We start from the raw sequence: 21094 nt of genomic DNA, 5'->3' as shown, positions 1-21094 counted from the left end.
GTTCGGGTCCATCGGCGGTCAGTCCGGGTCCGAGCTGCCGGTCACTCGGTCTCGGGATCGTCGCCGCCGTCCGCCGCCGGAACCGCGACGCCGGCGTCGCGGGCCAGCGAGACGAGCCCGACGCCGTCGTACACGTCGACCGGCGCGGCCCGAGCGCGTCGGGTCGCGTCCGGGTCGACCTCGTCGACGGTCGCGAGCACCGCGAAGGAGAGGTCCCGTTCGGCCGCGAACACTGCGAACTCGTTCACGTCCTCCAGGGTCACGGGCTCGCGACGGAGGCTGACGACCGCTCGCTCGGGCGGGGCGTCCGACCGCCGGCGCGCGAGCGACACCTCGACGGTCCCGTCGGGGGTCGCGGGGGAAGCGGCCGCCTCGAACTCCGGCCAGATCCGGCCCAGCCGCGCCGCAAAGGCGGCGAACTCCCCGTCCGGGAGCGCGGCGAGTCTGTCGGCCGGGTGGCGCATACGTCGCGGGAGGACCGGCCCGGTCAAAAACCGTATCGGTCCCGTCCGACGACCCCCCTTCGCCCGTCGTCGTGTCCGGCCGCCGCCGGGTTGAATACGGCTCCGCCGCCACAACCGGTATGGACGCGACGGCGAAGCGGGCGGCGTACGACGACCCGGTGACGCTCGCGGTCCCCGGCGGGCGGCTCACGCTCGACGCGTCGTACGTCGACGCCGCGGCCGACGAGATCGAACGGCAGGCGCGCGAGTACCGCGAGGGGAGCCGGACGGCGTTCGATCTCTCGGTCCGGTACCCCGACGGCTTCACCGGGCGAGTGATGGGCGCGATGGCGGCGATCCCGTACGGCGAGACTCGGACCTACGGCGACATCGCGGCCGACCTCGACAGCGCGCCGCAGTCGATCGGCGCCGCCTGCGGGCGCAACCCGGTCCCGCTGGTCGTCCCGTGTCACCGCGTCGTCGCCGCCGAGGGGCTCGGCGGCTTCTCCGCCGAGGGCGGGCCCGAACTCAAGCGACGGCTGCTCGAACACGAGCGAAGCGACTCCGTCCAGGTCACGCTCGACGACGCCGGCGGCGACCCCGCCGCCGGGTTCGACGGCGGCGGGGACACGGAGGCACAGCGGTGAGCGACACAGGCACCTACACGCTGGTGTTCGCCGCTCCGGACCCCATCACCGTCGAGGTGGGCGCGCTCGGCGTCCACGAGTTCCCGGCGGGCGGGTACGTCTACACCGGCAGCGCGCTCGGGTCGGGCGGGTTCTCGCGGATCGACCGCCACCGCCGGGTCGCCGGCGGCGAGCACGACGTGCGACACTGGCACGTCGACTACCTGGGCGGCCACGACGGCGTGTCGCTGTCGGCCGCCGAGCGCCTGGACGGCGGCCGCGACGAGGAGTGCCGTCTCGCGCGGACGCTCGCGAGGGCGGCCCCCGACGGCGACCCGGTCGCCGGCTTCGGCGCCTCCGACTGCGACTGTGCGTCCCACCTGGCGCGGTTCGAGGGCGTCGCTGCCGCGGAGGCGGCGGCCACGACGGCGTACGACGAGATCCGGGCGAGCGGGCGGTCGACCGAGTGAGACGGTCCCGAACCGTCCGCCGACGGAGCGTTTTTGGGGTCGGCCCTGAACCCGGCAGTATGTTCCCGCCGCTCGCGTACCTGCAGTGGATCGAGGGGCGTCCGGCCGCCGCCGAGCACGATCTCGGCACCAGTGACCTCCGCCGGCTGCCCGCGGGCGACCCTGACGACCTCGTGCCCCCTCGGCTCCGCGGGCTGTCACAGCCCGGCGCCGGCAGGTCACTGCGCGAGCACGTCGCCGACGAGTACGACGTCCATGAGGCCAACGTGCTGCTCACCGCCGGCGCGACCCACGGCGGCTTCCTCGCGTGCGCCACGGCCGCGGCGCTCGCCCGGGAGCGTCACGACGATGCGCCCGTCGACGACGGCGGGACGGCTGCCGCCGAGGCCGCCGAGGGAGGGCCACAGCCGTGTGCGCTGGTCGAAGCCCCCGGGTACGAGCCGCTCGTCGAGACGCCACGCGGGATCGGGAGCCGTGTCGCGCGCGTTCGCCGCCCCGGTCCGGAGTACGGTCTCGACGCGGAGCGTGTCGCGGCGGCCGCCCCCGACCTCGCGGGACCGCTCGCGCACGTCACGGTGACGAACCGACACAACCCGACCGGCGCCGTGGTCGACCGCGCGACGCTCGCGGCGACCGCGGAGGTCGCGGCCGACCACGGCGGCTACCTGCTCGTCGACGAGGTGTACGCGCCGTACACGAGCGGGACCGGCGGCGACGATGCGGCCGGCGACGCCTTCGGCGGCCCGACGGGCGCCGGACTGGCGGCCACCGTCACCCTCGGATCGCTCACGAAGTTCCACGGGTTGGGCGGGCTCCGCGTCGGCTGGATCACCGGACCCGAGGCGTTCATCGAGCGCGCGCGACTGGTGGAACACCACGTCCCCGCGCTCGCCGCGCCGAGCGTCGCGCTCGCGCGGCGCGTGTTCGGCCACCGCGACGACCTCGTCGCCGACGCCCGCGACCACTGCCGCCGGAACCACCAGCTTCTCGTCGGGTTCCTCGCCGACCGCGACGACCTCGCCGGCTCCGTCGAGCCGGGGTCGCCGTTCGCGTATCTGGAACACGAGCGCGTCGACGGCGACGCGGTGAGCGAGGCCGCGTGGGACGCCGGCGTGCTCGTCGTCCCCGGTCGATTCTTCGGGATGAGCGACGGCGTCCGCGTCTCGCTTGGTCGCGCACCCGACGACTGTGAGGCGGCGCTCGACGCCTTCGGACGGGTCCTAGACGGGCTGTAGCCCGCGACGACTGCCGGAGCGACCGCCTTCCATTCCGTGCTGTCATCGATCCGTCTGACGGATGTTTATGTACATACAAGTCAACAGATTGTCTGAACTGGGTCGCCAGAGCGCGGATCCCGCGACGCCACAGCCATCCACCGCGTCGCCGCGTTCGCGCCGCGGGGGCGATCCGGACCGCGACTACACAATGACACGGACACAAGTGCTCGAAGACGCTCGAACCGACGCCGGCGAGGCGACCGACGCGACCACGGACGACCCGACCCCTGCCGATTCTCCTGTCTCGGCGGTCGTCGGCGCGGTCGCGACGGTGAACGATGTCGACCCGATGGACCTGAACGCGACCCTTCAACGGGCCGTCGACGCCGACGCGCTCGCGTCGCTCGCGCGCCACGAGAGCGCCGACTGGCGGCTCGAGTTCCCCCTCGGCGACCACGAGGTCGCGGTCGAGGGCGACGGAACGGTCGTCGTCGACGGCCGCGTCTTCCAGAACCGATTCTGAATCTGAACGCGGGCCGCAGCGTCCGGCCGACGCTGCGAGCCGCCATACCTCGTCTCGAACGCCGATCCATCACTGCGCAGTGTCCTCGTCGTCGTCGCCGCGATATCCGCGCCCGAAGGAGTAGCCCGCGACCATCGCGAGCACCGCGAACAGCCCGAGGAGGAACCCCACGGCACGGTCCGCGAACGGGACGCCGTCGAGCGCTCCCGTGACGTACAGCGCGGCGAGGACGGTGAGAAAGCCGAACAGCGGGAGGGCGGTGAGTCGGTTCATACCGACGGCTCGGTACGACCCCTGTTAACAGTGTCGCGGCGGAGCGACCCGGCGAGTCGGCCCGTCTCCGAGGGGTGCTCACCGGAGCGCCGCAGCCACCTTCTCGACCGGGTGGGGCGGGTCGCCGTCGGCGCCGTCGCGCTCCGCGAGCTGCGTCCGGCAGGAGGCGCCCGGGGCGGTGACCTCCTCGCCGGGGCTGTCGTCGACTTGGTCGAACAGGATCGACGCGATCGATTCGCTCATCGAGTGATGCTCGACCTCGTAGCCGAAGCTCCCGGCCATCCCGCAGCACGTGGAGTCCAGCGGGTCGACCTCGTAGCCGGCGCGCCGGAGCACGCCGACCGCGTGGTGGTCCTTCTTCGTCGCCTTCTGGTGGCAGTGTCCGTGATACGTGAGCGAGCCTGAGCCGCCGAGGTCCATCCCCTCGTCGAGGCGGAAGGCGTCGACGTACTCCAGCACGCCGTAGCTGTTGGCGGCGACCGTCGCGGCGTCCTCCGAGTCGTGCAGATCCAACAGGTCCGACTGCAGCATCACAGCCTCGCTGGGCTCGACGACGACCACGTCGCGCCCGTTCTCGACGCGGGGGGTGAGGTCCGCGACCGCCGCGGCGGTTCGCTCGCGGGCCGCGTCGAGAAAGCCCATGCTGTGTGCCGGGCGGCCGGTGTCCTCCACGTCTGCGAGTTCGACGCGCACGCCCGCCGCTTCGAGCACGCGGACCGCGGCCTTCCCGGCCTCGGGGTGGTTGTAGTTCGTGTACGTGTCGGGAACGAGCACGGCGACGCGCTCGGCGTCCGCCTCGGCGACGGCCGGACCGCCGCGCGACTCGAACCAGTCGCGCAGCGTCGTCCGGTGGAACCGGGGGAGGTCGCGCTCGGCGGCGATACCGAGCAGCTTCTCCCCGAGGAACCCGGACCCGGGGAGCCTCGTCGCGAGGTTCGAGAGGGGCGCGAGCGCCGAGCCGACCCGCGAGACGAGGTTGACGTTCGCGAACAGGCGGTCTCGCAGGCTCGGCCCCTCACGCTCGTGACGCTCGTGCACGACCTCGGCCTTCAGCTTCGCCATGTCGACGCCGCTGGGGCAGTTCCGCTTGCAACCCTTACAGCCGACACACAGGTCCATCACCTCGCTGGTGAACTCCTCGGAGAACGGGTCCGCGGGTAGGTCGCCCGACATCGCCCCCCTGAGGAGGTTGGCCCGGCCGCGAGTGCTCTGGATCTCCTCGTCGGCCGCGCGGAAGGTGGGACACATCACGCCGCCGGTCGTCGACTGGCCGCCGCGACAGCCGCCACAGCCGTGGCACAGCTCCGCCATCCCCTGAAAACCGTTCTCGTTGTCCCAGTTCAGCTCCGGATCGAAGCCCGCGTCGAAGGCGTACTCCGGGTCGAATCGAAGGTGTTCGGTGAGGCTGTGGTCGCCGCAGACGTTCCCGGGGTTCAGGAGCCAGTCCGGATCGAACGCGGTCTTGAGATCGCGGAAGGTCGACCAGAGGTCGTCGCCGTACAGCTTTCGGTTCCACTGGGTTCGGGCGCGGCCGTCGCCGTGCTCGCCGGAGACGCTGCCGCCGTACTTCACGACGAGATCCGAGGCGCCGTCGGCGATCCGCTCGAACTGGTCGATGCCGTCGACGGTCTTCGTGTCGACCAGCGGCCGGATGTGGAGCACGCCGGGACCGGCGTGGGCGTAGAAGGACGCGAACGTCCCGACCTCCTCCAGCAGCGCCTGGAAGTCGGCGGCGTACTCCGGGAGATGCTCCGGCGGGACCGCACAGTCCTCGATGAAGGAGATGTGCTTGGCGTCGGAGGTCCGGCTGAGGAGGATGGGCATTCCCGCCTTGCGCATCTTCCAGAACGTCGCGCGCCGCTCGGGGTCGTGTGCCTCCAACGCGCCCGTGGCGTACACCTCGTCGCCGGCGTCGACGCCGTCCGCGGCCGCGACGGCCTCGGTGTCGGTCCCCGGACAGCGATCGGCGACCAGATCGGCGACGTTCTGTCGCCCCTCTGCGTCGCTCTCGGCGTAGAACTCCACGAGGAGCGTCGAGTCGGTTCCCTCGGGCAACAGCCCGACCACGTCGCCGAACTCCGCCGTCTCGCGGGCGAGATCGAGGAACGTGTCGTCCATCACCTCGACGGCGGCGGGGTCGTGTTCGAGGATCCGGGCCACGTCCGCCATCGCGTCGAGCAGCGAGTCGTAGGTGAGCAGCGCGATCGCCTTCGTCTCGGGCACCTCGACCAGCGAGACGGTCGCCTCGGTGACGATCCCGAGGGTCCCCTCGCTCCCGCACATGAGCCGCGCGAGGTTCACCGTCCCCGGTTCGCCGGTGCCGCCGCCGGTCTCCGGCGCGTCGCCGGCCCACTCCCCCCGCGCCTCCTCGACGAGCACGTCGAGGTTGTACCCGGAGACGTTGCGCTTCATGTCCGGGTAGCGCTCGGTCACCGCCTCGCTCTCCTCGTCGATGATCCGGACGAGTTCCGCGTAGATCCGTTCCAGCAACTCCCCGTCGGCGTCGGCCTCCTCGCGCATCGTCGACACCGCGATCTCGCCGAACGTCTCGATGGAGCCGTCCGCGAGGACGACCTCACAGGAGTCGACGTACGCGTCGGTCTTGCCGTACCGCAGCGAGTGCGACCCGGTGGAGTTGTTGCCGATCGCGCCGCCGATCGCGGACTTGTCGCGCCACGCCGGGTCCGGAGCGAACTTCAGCCCGTGTGGGGCGGCCGCCTCGTTGAGTTCCTCGACGATGCAGCCGGCGTCGACGGTCGCCTCGCGGGCGTCGGAGTCGAGGTCGCGGATCTCGTCCATATACCGCGTGAAATCGATGACGACCGCCTCGTTCACCGTCTGGCCCGCCAGCGACGTGCCGCCGCCGCGCGGGAGCACCGGGATCTCCCGCTCGGCGCAGTACTCCATCACCGCGGCCACGTCGTCGGTGGAGCGCGGGAGAACGACGCCGATTGGCGTCCGCTGGTACGCCGACGCGTCGGTCGCGTACAGCTGTCGGGAGTAGGTGTCGAAGCGAACGTCGCCCGCGACGAGCCCCTCCAGATCGGCGACGAGCCCCGGCCGGGCGACGTCCTCTGAGCCGTAGTCGTAGTCCGCGTCGGTCAGGTCCGGCCCGCCGTCGGGCGGGGACGGGAGATCGGAAGACATCGGATGGGTGAAGGTGTGTGTGGGAGTCACATAAGCCCGCTGGACAGGGCGATCGTCGCCCTCGAGCCCGATCGGGGCGCGACGCACGCCGGCCCGACCCGTCGAGTGTCGAAACACGACCCGCGTGTGGTGCGGACGCCCCCTACTGTAGGTGGGTTCGCGGCACACCCGTTCTCGGCGTCCGCCCTGTGTCTGACGCGTGTGAGCCCGCGAGGAACGATTTTAAGACCCGCCCCGCCGATCAGCGGAGCATGAACGCAGACGCGGCGCCCCAGGAGATCACGACTCTCGTGGGGAGGGAGGTCTACTCCAACAACGGCGTGTTCGTGGGGGAAGTCGAGGACGTCCGCCTCGACCTGGACGCGCAGGCGGTCACCGGCCTCGCGCTGGCACAACTCAGCGACGAGCTGTTCGCCGACCGGGTCGAACCCGGGAAGGGCGTGATGATCCCGTACCGATGGGTGCGCGCCGTCGGCGACGTGATCCTCGTCAACGACACCATCGAGCGCCTCAAAGACGAGACCAACGAGGAGGCGGTCGCGTAGGTGCACGCCACCGGGATCGACCCGCTCGACCGACGCCTCGGCGGCGGACTCCCCGTCGGGTCGCTGACGGCGCTCGTCGCGCCGGTCGGGTCGAGCGCCGAACTCCTTCTCGAGGCGGCCGCCGAACCGAGCGACGCGCTCGTCGTCTCGCTGAACCGCCCCGCTTCGGCGGTCGCCGACGGCTACCCGGACGAGGCGACGGTCATCGAACGCGACCCGGCGGCGCTGGCGGCCGCCCCCGAAGAAACGTTCGCCGTGCTTCCCGAGCGAGGGACGCTCGTCGTGACGCCGACGCTCGGGGTAGAGGAGCTCACGCCGACGGACCTCCGTCGGGTGCTCGATGCGGCCGCGGACGCCGTCGACGACGCCGACGGGGCAGGCTACCTCCACTGTCCGGAACCGGCGACCGACACGGCCGGCCGGACGCGAACGCTCGCTCGGGTCGACAGCGTCTGGCTGTTGGACGTGCGGACGGCCACGATGACGATCGAGAACCGACTGTACGTCACGAAGGTCCGCGGGGGTGCCGCACTCGACGAGCCCCTGAAACTGAAGCTCACTGACCGCGTCGTCGTCGACACCAGCAGAGATATCGCTTGACTGCGGGGACCATCCCCAGCCTCCGATCGCCGATCCCACAGCCGTGTGCGCGTCGCGATCGGCGCCCGTATCGCGGTCGGCGCGCTCCACGTTCCGTTCGCGACGAACGTCGTGAGAACCCGGGGAACCGCGGCGCGGTGCCGCGGCGGTCCGACGTACGATACCGGTGAGCCGCTCGGGCGGTGGTTGATCGCCTGTACCGTGTTGATCGGCTATAGCGTGTCGAACGCCTGTGCTGTGGTCGAACGCCTGTCCGGTTGTTCCGCCCCGGCGATCGGACGTGCCGGGTGCGTTGTGCTACGGCGTCAAACCCTCGGGTTCGGGTGTCGGTCGGCGGTCGCTGCAACGGTCGATCCGTTCGTGTGTCCTCGTTCGATGCCAACCACCTCTCGTGTGGTATTACGTAACACAGTGTATATATCTCTTTCTGCCGCGGCATCCTCGACGCAGGAGTTCGATCACTGACGAATAGTCGATTGCAGACGGACACCGCGGACGACGACGTACCGGCGTGTCGGCGGTCGGGGCGGGGTCGCTACGTGCCGTTGGAGGACTCGCTCGCTCCGGAGCCGCTCTCGACGCCCATCGCGTCGAACAGCTTCTTTCGCACCGCTTCCTCCGAGAGCGCGAGCAGCGTGTCGCGGTTCGACTCGGTCGTCTCGATCCCGGTGAACAGTCCGAGGGGGATCTCGGCGGTGCCCTGTTTCGCGTGGCCGACCGCCTCGCCGACGTCGGAGAAGCCGTCGCGAAGGACGTTCCCGATGTTGATCCGGATGTCCTTCGAGCGCGCGGCCAGCGTGATCGTGTCGTCGACGATGCCGAAGACGGCGGAGGTCGTGATCCCCTCGAGGTTGAGCAACTGTTGGGCCGCCTGTGCGAGCGCCTCGCGGTCGCGGACGAACCCCGCGTTGGAGACGAGGTGGCTGCCGTGGACCTCGCGGTTCTGGATGGCCTCCGCGAGCACGTCCAGCGTCTCGGGGCTCATGCTCGGCGACTCCACGTCCTCCAGCGTGTCGTGGTTGGCGAACGGGTGGAGGTACGCCGCGGCCGTCAGGTCCGCGGGCGTGGTGTCGCGCTTGAAGTCGACCGTCTCCGCGCGGATGCCGTACAACAGCGCGGTCGCGACCGTCTCGTTCGGCGAGAGGTCGAACTCCTGGAGGTACTTGGTGAGGATCGTCGAGGTGGCGGAGACGTTCTTGCGGATGTCGGTGAACGCGGCGTCGATGACCGCCTCGGGCTCGTCGTGATCGATGTAGATGTCCACCTCGCCGTCGATCTCCTTGCCGCCGGTCTCGGCGTAGTCGACGAGCGCGAGCGCGCCGTACTCCGAGAGCGGTTGAGCGTCGTCGCGGGCGTGGAGATCGATCCCGAGCGTGTTGACGAACGCCCGGTTCTCCTGGTGCCCGATCTCGCCGTCGTAGAGGATCTCCGCCTCGACGCCGTACTCGGCAGCGATCGCCGCGAGCGCGACCGCGGCGGCGATGGAGTCGGGGTCCGGGTTGTCGTGGGCCAGCACGGCGAGCGTTCCGGTGGTCCCGCGGAGGATGTCCGCGAGCTGTCTGGCCTTGTACTCCAGCTCGCCGGACTCGAGCGACCGGAGCGCGGAGTCGGCGATGACGGTCGAGGGGTTGATGACGACGTCCGCGCCCAGATCGGCGAGTTCGTCCTCGCTGACCGGGTCCGAGGCGCGGACGACGACGTACTGGTCGCCGCCGCGCTCGCGGATGGCCCGCACCGCGTCCTTGTTGGCGTCGACGTCCGACGAGAGGATGAGGATCACGTCGCGGTCGGCGACCGCCTCGACCACGTCGTCGTCGGCGATGTCCTGCTGTTGGGCGTTCAGGTCCTGATCGCGCAGGGCCTCCACGCGGGACTCGTCCTTGTCGAGGATCAGTACGTCCTTCTCCTCGAGCGTCAGCGCGTCGGCGACCGCGTGCCCGACGCTCCCGCAGCCGAGAATGGCGTACGTCGACATCGACGAGACGGTGACGCCGGTACTCATATGGACCGGAATCGGGACGGACGACACTTAAGCGGTGATGTTCGTCTCCAGCCGCCGTCGGTGAAACGGAAGGTCTTTTAGCGTACCCTCACATTTTCGGGACGCAAGGGCTTGTAGCTCAGTCAGGGAGAGCGACGGACTCTTAATCCGTCGGTCGGGGGTTCAACTCCCTCCAAGCCCGTTCTGTGAGGCGCACCGTGACGAGAACGGTGAGCGGAGCGAACCGTTCGAGGAACCGCGCCGTTCGGAGGCCATCTGAAGGTGTTGAAGTAGACGGCGGCGAGCGACGCGAGGCGCGAGCGAGGTGAGCGCCTCGATGGAAACGGCGAACGGAGTGAGCCGTGAGCGACGCGAGCCGACGGCTTGGTTCAGCTCCCCCCAAGCCTGCTTCTGACGCGACACACGCGACGCAACGACGGCGGAACTCGTTCGACGGTCATTTGACTGCCGACACGAAGCCGAGGACGTGACCGACTCCTCCGCCTCGCGTCTGCAGTTCTGGACGCTGTACCTCTCGCGGTTCGCCGGCGGCTTCGGGAGCATCGCGCTCATCATCGTCCTCCCGAAGATCGCGACCGACCTCGGCATCGACGGCGTCGCCTTCGGACTCCTGTACACCGCCTACACGCTCGCGCAGACTGTCGCCGTCGTCCCGCTCGCGTGGGCGGGCGACCGCTACGACAAGCGGATCGTGCTCCTCGGCACCCTCGCGGTCGGGATCGCCACGTACGGCGCGTTCAGCGTCGTCACCGACAACGCGGGGCTGCTCGCCGTCCGAGGGTTGCAAGGCGTCGTCTTCACCGGGATGGGGCTGATGACGCTGGGGCTCGTCGGCCAACTCGCGACCAAGGGAACCCGTGCGAGCCGGATCGGCCGGGCCAACGCCGCCTCGTTCGCGGCGTCGATCGTCGGCGGGCTCTCGGCGGGCGGACTTTACGACTACTTCGGGGGGTCGCGGGAGCTGTTCCTCATCATCACCGGGCTGTACGTGATCACGTTCCTCGCGACGGCGCTGCTGCTCTCAGCCGACGAGACCCGCGTCGAGGGGTTCCCGTTCGCCGACCTCGCGCTCAACCGCCGGATCCTCACGCTCACGTCGTTTCGGGCGCAGTACTCCGTCGCGGTCACCCTCGTTCGCAACTGGATCCCCGTGTTCGCCGGCTACGCCGCGGCCAGCGGCGGACTGGCGATGCCCGCGTTCGCCGTCTCGGTGATCACGGTCTCCGAGAAGTTCACGAACATGCTGTTGCAGCCGTACACCGGCCGCCTCTCGGACGCCAGCGGCCGCGCCCTGTTCGTCTTCGCCGGCGGGGGCGCCTACGGACTCGTCGCGGTGGTCGTCCCGTTCACGCCGGCCCTCGGGGAGGCGCTCGGGCTGCCGTCGACGCTGCCGTACCTCGGCGCCGTCTCCGCCGCGTTTCTGCCGCTGTTGCTGTTGAACGCCGGGCTCGGAATCGCGGACAGCTTCCGCGAGCCCGCGAGTATGGCGCTGTTCGCCGACGAGGGGAGCGACGGCGACGGGGTCGCCTCCAGTTTCGGGATCCGGGAGCTCGTGTGGCGCCCGGGATCGGTGATCGGGCCGGTCGCGGCCGGGTGGCTGATGGGAACTGTCGGCATGGAGTGGGTGTTCTTCGTCGGCGGCGGGTTCGCGGTGCTCGGGGCGCTCACCTTCCTCGCCGTCCTCTGGCGCTATCACGGCGTGAACGCCCTCGCCGAGTGGTAGCCCGACCGTCCGCAGTCACGGTCGGGATCGTCGCCTGCGGTGTCGATTACGCGATCGGGTCGCCCGCCTCGTCGACCGGCGTCTTCACCACGAGCACCGGCCGGTCGCTCGCGCGCACGACGCGCTCGGTGACGCTGCCGACGAGCATGCGGTACTCGTCGGGGCGTCGCTGGCTCCCGGCGACGATGAGGTCGGCGTCGATCTCGTCGGCGACCGCCAGGATCGTCTCGTCGGGCGTTCCGTGTCGGAGATGCGTCTCCACGGTGACGCCGGCGTCGGTTCCCCGCTCGCGGACCTCGGCGAGCGTCTCCTCCCCGAGGTCCTCGAACCCGTACTCGGGACCCTCGTGGCCGTCGACGTACTCGTCGCCGGGGTACGTCGTGATGGCGTCCTCGTCGACGACGAACAGCGCGTGCAGCGTCGCCTCGCGGTCGACGGCGATGTCGAGATCGTCGAGCAGTCTGGCGCGGTCGGCCGCGAGATCGAGCGCGTGGTCCGTGGCGTTGATCGACGCGACGCCGCCGTTCGTCGCCAGCAGAATGTCTTCGTACATATCAGTTCGATGTTGGGACGCAGGGGAGAAAAAGTGACCGCCGGTTCCCCGTCGCCGGGGTCGGGCGCCGATCGCCGTTACAACCGGGACGCGGTCGCCTCGACGCCCGCACCCACGTCCACGCCGGCGCCGTGCTCCGCCAGCGTCTGGCCGAGCGCCGACACCAGCAGCGAGACGTTCGCCGGACGAGCGGAGTGGCCCATACAGCCGATACGGAAGATATCGCCCGCCAGGTCGCCGAGCCCGGAGGCGATCTCCAGATCGTACCCGTCCAGCAGGTCCGCGATGACCGCCCCGTCGTCGACAGTGTGGCGCGAAGCGCCGGTTGAAGCCGGGCCTTGCCCAGCGTCGCCGTCGGGGACGCGAACGGCGTTCAGACTCGGCAGCCAGTACTCGTCGGCGACGTTCATCTCCAGCCCCATCGCCTCGATGCCGGCCTTCAGGGCGCCCGCGGTCTCGCGGTGGCGCGCCCAGCGCGACTCGATGCCCTCCTCGGCGACGAGCCTGAGCGCCTCACGCAGCGCGTAGACGTTCGTGACCGGCGCGGTGTGGTGATACGCGCGTTCCTCGCCCCAGTACCCCTCCAGCAGCGAGAGGTCGAGGTACCACGATCGGGTCGGCTCCTCGCGCGAGAGTACCTTGTCCATCGCGCGGTCGTTGAGGGTGAGCGGCGACGCGCCCGGCGGGCACGAGAGACACTTCTGTGGTCCCGAATAGGCGGCGTCGATGTCCCACTCGTCGACCTTCAGGGGAACGCCCCCCAGCGACGTGACACAGTCGGCGATCACGTACGCGTCGTGGTCGTGCGCGATACTCGTTAGTTCGGGCACGTCGGGCTGACGGACACCCGTCGACGTCTCCGCGTGGACGAAGCCGAACACGTCCGGTTGGTGCTCGTCGAAGGCCGCCCGTACGTCGACCGGGTCGAGCGGCTCCCCCCACGGCGCGTCGACCTCGACGACGTCGCCGCCTGCGCGCCGCGCCATCTCGGCCATGCGGCCGCCGAAGTAGCCGTTCGTCGGCACGAGCACGGTCTCGCCGGGCTCGACGAGGTTGCCGATAGCGGCCTCCATCGACGCCGACCCGGTGCCCGAAACGGGGATCGTCCACTTGTTGTCGGTGCGGAAGGTGTACCGGAGCAGCTCCTGCGTGTCGTCCATGATCTCGATGAACGACGGGTCGAGATGGCCGACGAGCGGCGTGCTCATCGCGCGGAGGACGCGCGGGTGTACGTCGCTCGGACCGGGGCCCATCAGCGTCCGCGTGGGGGGCGTGAGTTCGCCGACCTCCGGGGCGTCGGTGGTGCCGAGTTCCGGCTGGTGCATGCTCGCGTGGTCCGCCGGCGCGGCCAAAGGTTACTTGCTTCGTATCCCCGGCCGCGGAGACAACGCTCATGAACCGCCGCCGGGAACGGATGTGCATGACTACCGACGACGCAGACCACCGGGACGATATCTCCCGGGCGTGGTTCGCCGCCGGCGACGGGGAGTCGCCGGCCGACCGCGTTCGCGACGGCGACGCGGAGGCACCGGCGGACTGGCCGGCACTGGCTGTCGAGTCCGGATTCGCCGCCGACGAGAACGACTACTACGCGACGCTCCGCGAGGCGACCGTGGCGGCGACCCGCGCCGAGGTCGACGAGCGCGAGCGCGCCGACGACCGCCAGCTGCTCCACGCGGTTCGCGCGATGGACGACGCCGAGCGCGTCGCAAACGAGCTCGCGGAGCGCGTCTCCGAGTGGGCGGGGACGCTGTTCCCCGATGCGGGCACGGGCGTCGACGGCTGCCGTGAGCTGGCCGACCGCGACCCGGAGGGTCCGGCCGAGGAGCGCGTCGTCTCGCTCGCGACCCGTGTCGCGGAGCTCGACCACGAGTCCGACGAACTGGAGACGTTCATCGGGTCGCGGGCGCCCGTCGCCGCGCCGAACCTCTCTGCGTTGGCGGGACCGGTGCTTGCCGCCCGGTTGATCTCGCTGGCCGGCGGGCTGGAGACTCTTGCCAAGAAGCCCTCCGGGACGCTGCAGGTGCTCGGCGCCGAGGACGCGCTGTTCGCGCACCTTCGGGGGCACGGCTCCTCGCCGAAACACGGCGTCATCTACACCCACGAGTACGTCCGCGGGACGCGGCCGGAGGACCGCGGATCCGCATCGCGAGCGCTCGCCGGGAAACTGACCATCGCCGCGCGCATCGACCACTACTCCGGCGACTACCGCCCCGAGTTGGAGGCGGAGTTGGACGAGCGAATGCGGACCATCCGTGCCCGTGCCGGGGACGACGGCGGTGATTCGGAATGACCGGGACGGATCCGTCGCTCCCGGACGGCGTCGAGCGTCGCGTCATCGACGGCGACGAGCGGCTGTGCACGCGCGGGGCGCCGGTGTACGGCGAGCCGACGGACGACGAGTGGCGGGCGTGGGACGCCGGCCGGTCGAAGCTCGGCGGGATGCTCGAACTCGGGATGGACACGGCGCTGTCCGGGGGCGAGAGGGTGCTGTATCTCGGCGCCGCGAACGGCACCACCGTCAGCCACGTCGCCGACTTCGCCGGGCCGACCTATGCCGTGGAGTTCTCGCCGCGGCCGGTGCGCGACCTGCTCGACGCCTGCAAGCCGCGGTCGAACCTCTTCCCGCTGCTCAAGGACGCACGACGACCGGAAACGTACGCGCACGTCGTCGAGGCCGACTGCGACGTGCTCGTGCAGGACGTCGCGACCCGTGGACAGGCCGACGTGGCGGTCGGGAACCGGCAGTTCCTCGCCGACGACGGCCGACTTCTGCTGGCGGTGAAAGCGCGCTCGGAGGACGTTGCCGCCGCTCCCGACGCCGTGTTCGACGACGTGCTCGCGGACCTGGAGTCGACCTACGAGGTGCTGGAGACCCGGCCGCTCGACCGCTTCCACGAGGACCACCTCGGGGTCGTCGCGACGCCGCGATAGCGTCGCCGCTGGACGGGTTCACCGTTCCCCGTTCCGCTTCGAACGGTGCCATCGATCGCTCGGCCGCGCGTCGGCGCGGCTACGCGGACTACACGTCCGGCGCCATCCACGACCGGACGCCTGCACGTCCAGTGGCCGGTGGTCACGGCATCGGTTTTGAACGTTCGTCTCGGTGCGCCGAACTATCCAAGTGCCAATCAGGTCGGCATGCCGTCACGTTCGGGGCCGGTTTCCCGAGATATAAACCACCGCACGCCGAAGCCGTCGGCGATGGACACGGGTTCGGCGTCGGCGTTCGAGCGGATGGGCACGCTTGGAGTCGAAGAGGAGTTCTACGTCGTCGACGGCGACGGCCGGCCGACTTCCGGAAGCGATCAGCTCGTGTACGGGGACCGCGAGCCGCCCGAACCGCTGGCGGGCCGCATCGATCACGAGCTGTTCAAATCCGTTATCGAGACGCAGACCCCGTTGATCGATGACCCGGGCTCCGTTCACGACCACGTGAGCGCGGTACGGGAAGCGCTCGTGGAGCACGCCGAGTCGTACGACTTCCGGGTCGCGGGGGCCGGACTCCACCCGGCGGCGGTCTGGCGCGACCTCGACCACGCGGAGAAGCCTCGATACCGGTCGCAGCTGGATCGGATCCAGTACCCGCAACACCGCAACACGACCGCCGGGCTCCACGTCCACGTCGGCGTCGACGACGCGGACAAGGCGACGTGGATCGCCAACCGAGTCCGCTGGGTCCTCCCGCCGCTGTTGGCGCTGTCGGCGAACTCGCCGTTCTGGAACGGCTTCGACACCGGGCTCGCGTCCGCCCGAGCGAAGGTGTTCGAGAACCTCCCGAACACCGGGATGCCCGGGCACTTCTCCGACTTCGCGGCGTACGACGCCTTCGAGCGGCGAATGGTCGAGCACGGCTCGATCGAGGACCGCGGCGAACTCTGGTTCGACGTGCGCCCGCACACGGGGCACGGCACCGTGGAGGTTCGCACGCCGGACGCACAGTCCGACCCCGAGGTCGTCTGTGCGTTCGTGGAGTACGTCCACGCGCTCGTCGTCGATCTGGCCGAGCGCTACGAGGACGAGTCCGATCCGGCCGCCGGCGACGCCGGGGTGGGTGGCGCCGGGGGCCCCGACCACGCCGGCGGGCTCCGTCGGGAACTGCTCGACGAGAACAAGTGGCGAGCCATGCGCCACGGCCGTGGCGCCAGTTTCGTCGACCGCGACGGCGACTCGGTGGTCGACCTGCCGACGGTCGTCGACCGCGAATGCGACCGCCTCGACGTCGAGGGATTGCGGTTCCTGCTGGAACGCGAGTCGGGCGCGTCGCGTCAGCGCCGGATCCGCGAAGAGCGCGGCATCGACGCCCTGTGTCGCGATCTCCTGATCGACGAGCACGGGGTATAGCCCGGCGTATCGGTTCGGTCCGAACGGTACGGTGAGAGTCGGCGACGGGGTTTTCCCTGCGGAGTTCTGACCGACGAGATGGGACACATGGCTACCGACGAGGCCCCCGAAGACGGCGGCGAGACGGACGGCGCCGACGACGAGGACGCCCCGCGAGAGGAGCTGCGCGAGGCCGCACAGCGGCTCGAATCGAGCGCGGCCGACGTCGCCCACGTCGCCGACGGCTTCGACGAGCGCATCGTCGATCTGTTGGCGTGGCTACTGGACACCGAGACGCGGGCGCGGATCTACGTGTACCTCCGCGAGCAGCCCGGCTCCACGAGCGAGGAGGTCGCGGACGGGACGGGGCTGTATCCGAGCACCGTTCGCGAGGCGCTCGCGGAGCTTCACGACGAGGAGACGGTCAGCCGAACGAAACGAGAGTCCGCCGGCGCCGGCAACAACCCGTACGAGTACGAGGCGATCGAGCCCGCCGCGCTCGTCGAGGGGGCTGTCGGGCAGGTACAGGACCAGCTGAACGCCGTGTTCACGCTCGATTCCCGACTGACGGGCGACGGCGAGCCCGCCGGCGAGACGACCGAGCCGGTTCGGATCTCCGTCGAGACCGAACGGGACGACGGTTGACATCCTTCCCGCGCTGAAGCGCGAGGCTTTCTCCTCGATTCTCCGTAACGTCGCTTTTAGGTGCCGGCGCGTCCACGAGCGGGTATGAACGTCGCGCTGGGCGGGACATTCGACCCGGTCCACGACGGCCACCGCGCGCTGTTCGAGCGCGCGTTCGAGCTCGGGGACCTCACCGTCGGACTCACCTCCGACGAGTTGGCCCCGGAGACGCGTCACACGGACCGGTACGTTCGCCCGTTCGCCGAACGCAAGCGCGACCTCGACGACGAGATCGCCCCGATCGCGGCCGAGCACGGTCGCGACTACGATATCCGCGAGCTAACGAAGCCGACGGGGATCGCCGTCGAGCCGGGGTTCGACGCGCTGATCGTCTCCCCGGAGACACAGTCGGGCGCGGAGCGTGTCAACGAGATCCGCGAGCAGAAGGGCCTGCCCAGCCTCCGAATCGAGGTCGTCGACCACGTGCCCGCCGAGGACGGCGATCGGATCTCGTCGACGCGGATCGTCCGCGGCGAGATCGACCGCCACGGCGACCGCACGCCCGACCGCGAGGGGCGCGGGACGGAGCCGCCGGACACGGAGTGACGGGGCGATGGCCGGTGTCGAGGCCGCGATCGACTGGCTGGCACGTCGATCACGGTCGACGCAACTGATCCTCGTCGGCGTTGTCGCGCTCCTGCTCGGCTATCAGGCGATCCGACTGGCCGGCCGGGACCCCGGCAGCGAACTCGCGTACGTCGGGGGCGCGCTGTTTCTCCTCGGGCAGTTGGTCGGTTTTACCGGACTCGCGCTGCTCGCGTATCGACTACTCACGGAGTAGCCCGAGACACGCCGTCGACCACGGAGGGGCTGTCGCCTCACCACGACGGCGGGCGGAACCCGGCGTCCTCGAGGATGTCCTTCCAGTGCTGCTGAACGGAGAGCCGGGTTACGTCCATCGCCTCGGCGACCGCGGTCTGGGACCGCTCGTCGCCGGCGATGAGGGCGCCGGCGTACAGCGCGGCCGCGGCCGTCGCGGGCTTCGACCGGTCGGCTTCGGGGACGCCGGAGAGGAACAGGTCGGTCGCGTTCGAGCGTGCCTCGGCGGACAGCTCCAGCGACTCGGCGGCTCGGTGGAGTCGCGAAAGCCACTCCTCGTGTTCCACCTCGTCGCTGGCGCGGTACATCGATACTGTGTTGGGGGCGGGCGGTCATAAATCGTGTCGCCTCGGTCCGACAGCTACTTACGGCGATTCGGGATACTGTGTTTCGAGCGCGGGTAGCCAAGCCAGGCCAACGGCGCAGCGCTTAGGACGCTGTCCTGTAGAGGTCCGCCGGTTCGAATCCGGTCCCGCGCAGTGAGCGAGCGGAACGGAGTGGAGTGAGCAAACGAGCAGGCGCGGATTCGGACCCTCCCAGTCGCAGGCCGGGAATCGACCGAAGGGAGCGACTCGGAACGTCTGGTTCCGGTTCGAATCCGGTCCCGCGCAGTGCGAGGCGCGACCGGAGGAAGCGCATCGAGAGACGAACGGGAAGCGGAGCGACCCGTGAGTCCGCGGTGAGTCGAGCGAAGCGAGACCTCGAATGCTTCCCGAGCGGATTCAAAACAGGGCGGGCGGGCACAAGCGAGCGATGCGAGGCACTCGCTTCTTTCGCGCCTCAGGAGACGAACGGAAAGGAGCGTCACCGCTCGCTCACACCGACCGAGATAGCCGACACATACCGGGGCTAACAGCACCACGTGCGGAGTCAGAAGGACGAATCGGTCCAGGGGAACACGGGCATCGATCCCCGAGAAACACGTTCATAACAAATCAGCATGGCGTGGGAGTACCGAACGAGTCCAACCCATGCACACACAGCGGCAAGCGACGGTTCGGCCGTTCCGTCCCGAGGACCGTGGCGCATTCCTCGACCTCTACGAGGCGGTGTGGGGAACTCGGAAGGGCGAGGAGTGGTTCGCCTGGCGGTTCGCCGCGAACCCGTACGTCGAGGAGGTCCCCATGGTCGTCGCCGAGGCCGACGGGGAACTCGTGGGGGCGGAACCGTGCCTCGCCGTCCCCCTCCGCGCCGGCGACGCGTCGGCGCTGGCCTTCCAGCCGGCCGACTGGATGGTCCACCCCGATCACCGCCGTCGCGGGCTGTTTACCGAGATGACCGAACGGCTGCTCGATCGGTACGAAGACGGGCCGCCGGACTACTACTACAACTTCCCCTCGGCGGCGATCCTCCCCGGGCTCCAGTCGTTCGACTGGCGCGACGTCGGTACCCTTTCGACGTACTACCGGGTGCAGGACCTTTCCAGGCTCGCAGCCGCACGGTCGACAGAGAAGCCACAGTGGAAGGCGGCGGCCGGACTCGGACACCTCGCCGCACCGGTGGTCCGCGGGCTCACGTCGCTGAGCACCGGCACCGCCGACCCATCCGGGGGGTGGACCGCCGATCGGCACGAGACGACGCCGACGGCGACGCTCGTCGACCTGTACCGGTCCGGTGTTCCCGAGTCGATCCATGTCGGTCGCGACGCCCGTTGGTACCGCTGGCGGCTCGCGAATCCGCGGTGGGACCCGACGACGTACGTCTTCAACGACGAGCACGGGACGCCGGTCGCCGCGCTCGTCGCGGTCGCCCACGGCGGCCGCGGGGAGTCCGAGTCCGCCGGGGCACGGAAGGTCTCGGTGCTCGATGTGGTACCCGCCGACGGGTCGGCGCCGACGGGGAGCTACGAGGCGCTGTTGTCGGCCGTCGTCGCGGACGCCGACGACGCGGACGTGCTGAAATGCGCCGGCGCGTCGCTCCCGCGGTCGGCGCTGCGGCGGTACAGCTTCAGGTCGGACAACGGGTTCCCGCTGTCGATGGTCTCGACGCCGACCCGGTTGGTCGCTCGGCCGACGGTCGTCGACACCGAGGACACCGTCGACGCGGAGCCCGATACCGGAGGTCGGGTCGGCCCGAGTGGGGGCGAGCGCTGGCGACTCGGGGGCGCTGACCTCACGGATCCCGTGAGCTGGACCGTTCAGCTTGGCGGACAGGACATCGCGTGATATCCCCTCGCCGAACGGCGAGACTTCTCATACCGCAAGTCGGGACGGACTCGGTGCAGGCGAGGTACCGCCGGCATCGTGGTCGCCGCGACATCCGGAGGGAACGCAAGACGAGTGCATGACGGTGCCGAAACCGATATCAACGGGCCGCGAAACATTCATCCAATGACTACTTCGGCCGACGTCCTCGCCGACCTCGTCGCGGACGTCGACGGGCTGTTCCTCTTTGCACCGACCGGCTCGACGTACGAGGACTACCGCGAGGTCGACGGCGAGTCAGCCGTCGTCGTCGCTCAGGAAAACGCCCACGACGCCGAGCGCTACGTGGAGCTCCCGCTGGAGTTCGACAACGTGCGCGACCGGATCCGCTTCGGGGTCGAGGGCGCGATGGACCACGGCTACTGCGCGGAGGGCGACGTGGTCGCGTGCGCCATCAACGTGTTCGGCGATCCGATCGACGCCGTCATCAGGAGCCCCGTCACCGAGTCGATGCACTCGGGGATCTACGACCTGTTCGCCAACTCCCGCGCGGACCCGAACGTCGTCCGCGACGTGTTCGACGTGGCGATCGAACTCGGGAAGAAGGGACAGAAGGGCAAGCCCGTCGGCGCGCTGTTCGTCGTCGGCGACGCGGGCAAGGTGATGAACAAGTCCCGACCGCTCAGCTACAACCCCTTCGAGAAGAGCCACGTTCACGTGGGCGATCCCATCGTGAACGTGATGCTCAAGGAGTTCTCCCGGCTCGACGGCGCGTTCGTCATCAGCGACTCGGGGAAGATCGTCTCCGCGTACCGCTATCTCGAGCCGGGCGCGGAGGGCGTCGACATCCCGAAGGGACTGGGCGCGCGCCACATGGCCGGCGGCGCCATCACGCGCGACACGAACGCCATCGCCATCGTGCTCTCGGAGTCGGACGGACTCGTCCGTGCGTTCAAGGGCGGGCAGCTCGTCCTCGAACTCGACCCGGAGGAGTACTGACGC

At 70.0% G+C, this 21094-nt stretch carries 21 protein-coding genes, 2 tRNA genes and 1 pseudogene; 17 read left to right on the top strand and 7 right to left on the bottom strand.

The genetic code is table 11. The features are described 5' to 3' along the window. Nucleotides 1-41: 41 nt before the first annotated feature. Complete coding sequence (locus tag K6T25_RS11780) at nucleotides 42-464, bottom strand: restriction endonuclease (protein WP_222914310.1); 423 nt, start codon at nucleotides 462-464, stop codon at nucleotides 42-44. 158 nt (nucleotides 465-622) lie between these two features. On the opposite strand from K6T25_RS11780, the gene K6T25_RS11775 reads away from it, so the two are divergent. The 4 genes from K6T25_RS11775 (at nucleotide 623) to K6T25_RS11760 (ending at nucleotide 3279) form a co-directional block, all read left to right on the top strand. Further along, nucleotides 623-1090 (top strand): methylated-DNA--[protein]-cysteine S-methyltransferase, encoded by a 468-nt coding sequence (locus K6T25_RS11775; RefSeq protein ID WP_425600881.1) that lies wholly within the window; start codon nucleotides 623-625, stop codon nucleotides 1088-1090. Further along, on the top strand, nucleotides 1087-1539 hold the full coding sequence (locus K6T25_RS11770) for a GIY-YIG nuclease family protein (protein ID WP_222914307.1): 453 nt from the start codon (nucleotides 1087-1089) through the stop codon (nucleotides 1537-1539). The genes K6T25_RS11775 and K6T25_RS11770 overlap by 4 nt, the downstream gene beginning before the upstream one ends. Before the next feature lie 59 nt (nucleotides 1540-1598). Then, on the top strand, nucleotides 1599-2774 hold the full coding sequence (locus K6T25_RS11765; protein WP_222914305.1) for a pyridoxal phosphate-dependent aminotransferase: 1176 nt from the start codon (nucleotides 1599-1601) through the stop codon (nucleotides 2772-2774). Between the two features lie 190 nt (nucleotides 2775-2964). Further along, a complete protein-coding gene (locus tag K6T25_RS11760; RefSeq protein WP_222914304.1) occupies nucleotides 2965-3279 on the top strand; it encodes a HalOD1 output domain-containing protein in 315 nt (104 codons plus the stop codon). Nucleotides 3280-3348: 69 nt separating this feature from the next. On the opposite strand, the gene K6T25_RS11755 is transcribed toward K6T25_RS11760, so the two are convergent. After that, entirely contained in the window at nucleotides 3349-3552 is a 204-nt protein-coding gene (locus tag K6T25_RS11755) for a hypothetical protein (protein ID WP_222914302.1), read from the bottom strand. A 78-nt stretch (nucleotides 3553-3630) separates the two neighbouring features. Beyond that, entirely contained in the window at nucleotides 3631-6699 is a 3069-nt protein-coding gene (locus tag K6T25_RS11750; protein WP_222914300.1) for an FAD-binding and (Fe-S)-binding domain-containing protein, read from the bottom strand. 251 nt (nucleotides 6700-6950) lie between these two features. On the opposite strand from K6T25_RS11750, the gene K6T25_RS11745 reads away from it, so the two are divergent. Next, nucleotides 6951-7244, top strand: coding sequence for a PRC-barrel domain-containing protein (locus tag K6T25_RS11745; RefSeq protein ID WP_222914298.1), 294 nt, complete (start codon nucleotides 6951-6953; stop codon nucleotides 7242-7244). Next, a complete protein-coding gene (locus K6T25_RS11740; RefSeq protein ID WP_222914296.1) occupies nucleotides 7245-7844 on the top strand; it encodes a DUF7125 family protein in 600 nt (199 codons plus the stop codon). A gap of 535 nt (nucleotides 7845-8379) precedes the next feature. Here the strand turns inward: K6T25_RS11740 and K6T25_RS11735 are convergent. Further along, complete coding sequence (locus K6T25_RS11735; protein WP_222914295.1) at nucleotides 8380-9846, bottom strand: DHH family phosphoesterase; 1467 nt, start codon at nucleotides 9844-9846, stop codon at nucleotides 8380-8382. 107 nt (nucleotides 9847-9953) lie between these two features. Here K6T25_RS11735 and K6T25_RS11730 point away from each other — a divergent pair. After that, nucleotides 9954-10027 (top strand) — tRNA-Lys (locus K6T25_RS11730). Nucleotides 10028-10312: 285 nt separating this feature from the next. After that, entirely contained in the window at nucleotides 10313-11569 is a 1257-nt protein-coding gene (locus K6T25_RS11725; RefSeq protein ID WP_222914293.1) for an MFS transporter, read from the top strand. A 46-nt stretch (nucleotides 11570-11615) separates the two neighbouring features. Here K6T25_RS11725 and K6T25_RS11720 read toward each other — a convergent pair whose 3' ends face one another. Beyond that, nucleotides 11616-12122 carry a universal stress protein gene (locus tag K6T25_RS11720; RefSeq protein ID WP_222914291.1) on the bottom strand — a complete coding sequence of 169 codons (507 nt, stop codon included), beginning with the start codon at nucleotides 12120-12122 and terminating at the stop codon, nucleotides 11616-11618. Between the two features lie 77 nt (nucleotides 12123-12199). Then, nucleotides 12200-13447, bottom strand: a complete 1248-nt coding sequence (locus K6T25_RS11715) for a pyridoxal-phosphate-dependent aminotransferase family protein (protein WP_222914289.1) — start codon at nucleotides 13445-13447, stop codon at nucleotides 12200-12202. Between the two features lie 128 nt (nucleotides 13448-13575). Between K6T25_RS11715 and K6T25_RS11710 the strand changes: the two genes are divergently transcribed. The 6 genes and pseudogenes from K6T25_RS11710 (at nucleotide 13576) to K6T25_RS11685 (ending at nucleotide 17910) form a co-directional block, all read left to right on the top strand. Next, nucleotides 13576-14415: an NOP5/NOP56 family protein gene (locus K6T25_RS11710; RefSeq protein WP_222918025.1), complete on the top strand. Its 840-nt coding sequence runs from the start codon at nucleotides 13576-13578 to the stop codon at nucleotides 14413-14415. Continuing rightward, the gene (locus tag K6T25_RS11705; protein ID WP_222914287.1) at nucleotides 14412-15056 is read left to right on the top strand and encodes a fibrillarin-like rRNA/tRNA 2'-O-methyltransferase; all 645 of its coding nucleotides are present in this window, start codon (nucleotides 14412-14414) and stop codon (nucleotides 15054-15056) included. The genes K6T25_RS11710 and K6T25_RS11705 overlap by 4 nt, the downstream gene beginning before the upstream one ends. 270 nt (nucleotides 15057-15326) lie before the next feature. After that, the gene (locus K6T25_RS11700; protein ID WP_222914285.1) at nucleotides 15327-16466 is read left to right on the top strand and encodes a glutamate--cysteine ligase; all 1140 of its coding nucleotides are present in this window, start codon (nucleotides 15327-15329) and stop codon (nucleotides 16464-16466) included. An 87-nt stretch (nucleotides 16467-16553) separates the two neighbouring features. Then, nucleotides 16554-17087: pseudogene (locus K6T25_RS11695) on the top strand (helix-turn-helix domain-containing protein); the annotation flags it as partial. Between the two features lie 87 nt (nucleotides 17088-17174). Continuing rightward, on the top strand, nucleotides 17175-17675 hold the full coding sequence (locus K6T25_RS11690; protein WP_222914280.1) for a phosphopantetheine adenylyltransferase: 501 nt from the start codon (nucleotides 17175-17177) through the stop codon (nucleotides 17673-17675). Nucleotides 17676-17682: 7 nt separating this feature from the next. Beyond that, nucleotides 17683-17910, top strand: a complete 228-nt coding sequence (locus tag K6T25_RS11685) for a hypothetical protein (protein ID WP_222914278.1) — start codon at nucleotides 17683-17685, stop codon at nucleotides 17908-17910. A 37-nt stretch (nucleotides 17911-17947) separates the two neighbouring features. Here the strand turns inward: K6T25_RS11685 and K6T25_RS11680 are convergent, their stop codons facing one another. After that, nucleotides 17948-18256: a transcription initiation factor IIB family protein gene (locus K6T25_RS11680; protein ID WP_222914276.1), complete on the bottom strand. Its 309-nt coding sequence runs from the start codon at nucleotides 18254-18256 to the stop codon at nucleotides 17948-17950. 86 nt (nucleotides 18257-18342) lie between these two features. On the opposite strand from K6T25_RS11680, the gene K6T25_RS11675 reads away from it, so the two are divergent. From K6T25_RS11675 to dacZ, 3 genes are all read left to right on the top strand, one after another. Next, nucleotides 18343-18427 (top strand) — tRNA-Leu (locus K6T25_RS11675). Nucleotides 18428-18919: 492 nt separating this feature from the next. After that, complete coding sequence (locus tag K6T25_RS11670) at nucleotides 18920-20113, top strand: GNAT family N-acetyltransferase (RefSeq protein ID WP_222914274.1); 1194 nt, start codon at nucleotides 18920-18922, stop codon at nucleotides 20111-20113. A 165-nt stretch (nucleotides 20114-20278) separates the two neighbouring features. Continuing rightward, complete coding sequence (gene dacZ / locus K6T25_RS11665; protein WP_222914272.1) at nucleotides 20279-21091, top strand: diadenylate cyclase DacZ; 813 nt, start codon at nucleotides 20279-20281, stop codon at nucleotides 21089-21091. The last annotated feature ends 3 nt before the right edge of the window (nucleotides 21092-21094 follow it).

Origin of the sequence: Halobaculum rubrum (assembly GCF_019880225.1) — an archaeon.
Taxonomy (GTDB): Archaea; Halobacteriota; Halobacteria; order Halobacteriales; family Haloferacaceae; genus Halobaculum; species Halobaculum rubrum.
The sequence above is the reverse complement of the archived record's forward strand: the minus strand, read 5'-3'. Positions and strand labels throughout refer to the sequence as shown.

Coding starts and splice junctions, on each gene's coding strand:
- K6T25_RS11715 (WP_222914289.1), bottom strand. CDS start 13,447: ATGCACCAGCCGGAACTCGGCACCACCGACGCCCCGGAGGTCGGCGAA.
- K6T25_RS11760 (WP_222914304.1), top strand. CDS start 2,965: ATGACACGGACACAAGTGCTCGAAGACGCTCGAACCGACGCCGGCGAG.
- K6T25_RS11745 (WP_222914298.1), top strand. CDS start 6,951: ATGAACGCAGACGCGGCGCCCCAGGAGATCACGACTCTCGTGGGGAGG.
- K6T25_RS11735 (WP_222914295.1), bottom strand. CDS start 9,846: ATGAGTACCGGCGTCACCGTCTCGTCGATGTCGACGTACGCCATTCTC.
- K6T25_RS11705 (WP_222914287.1), top strand. CDS start 14,412: ATGACCGGGACGGATCCGTCGCTCCCGGACGGCGTCGAGCGTCGCGTC.
- K6T25_RS11765 (WP_222914305.1), top strand. CDS start 1,599: ATGTTCCCGCCGCTCGCGTACCTGCAGTGGATCGAGGGGCGTCCGGCC.
- K6T25_RS11680 (WP_222914276.1), bottom strand. CDS start 18,256: ATGTACCGCGCCAGCGACGAGGTGGAACACGAGGAGTGGCTTTCGCGA.
- K6T25_RS11685 (WP_222914278.1), top strand. CDS start 17,683: ATGGCCGGTGTCGAGGCCGCGATCGACTGGCTGGCACGTCGATCACGG.
- K6T25_RS11755 (WP_222914302.1), bottom strand. CDS start 3,552: ATGAACCGACTCACCGCCCTCCCGCTGTTCGGCTTTCTCACCGTCCTC.
- K6T25_RS11670 (WP_222914274.1), top strand. CDS start 18,920: ATGCACACACAGCGGCAAGCGACGGTTCGGCCGTTCCGTCCCGAGGAC.
- K6T25_RS11720 (WP_222914291.1), bottom strand. CDS start 12,122: ATGTACGAAGACATTCTGCTGGCGACGAACGGCGGCGTCGCGTCGATC.
- K6T25_RS11700 (WP_222914285.1), top strand. CDS start 15,327: ATGGACACGGGTTCGGCGTCGGCGTTCGAGCGGATGGGCACGCTTGGA.
- K6T25_RS11750 (WP_222914300.1), bottom strand. CDS start 6,699: ATGTCTTCCGATCTCCCGTCCCCGCCCGACGGCGGGCCGGACCTGACC.
- K6T25_RS11780 (WP_222914310.1), bottom strand. CDS start 464: ATGCGCCACCCGGCCGACAGACTCGCCGCGCTCCCGGACGGGGAGTTC.
- dacZ (WP_222914272.1), top strand. CDS start 20,279: ATGACTACTTCGGCCGACGTCCTCGCCGACCTCGTCGCGGACGTCGAC.
- K6T25_RS11690 (WP_222914280.1), top strand. CDS start 17,175: ATGAACGTCGCGCTGGGCGGGACATTCGACCCGGTCCACGACGGCCAC.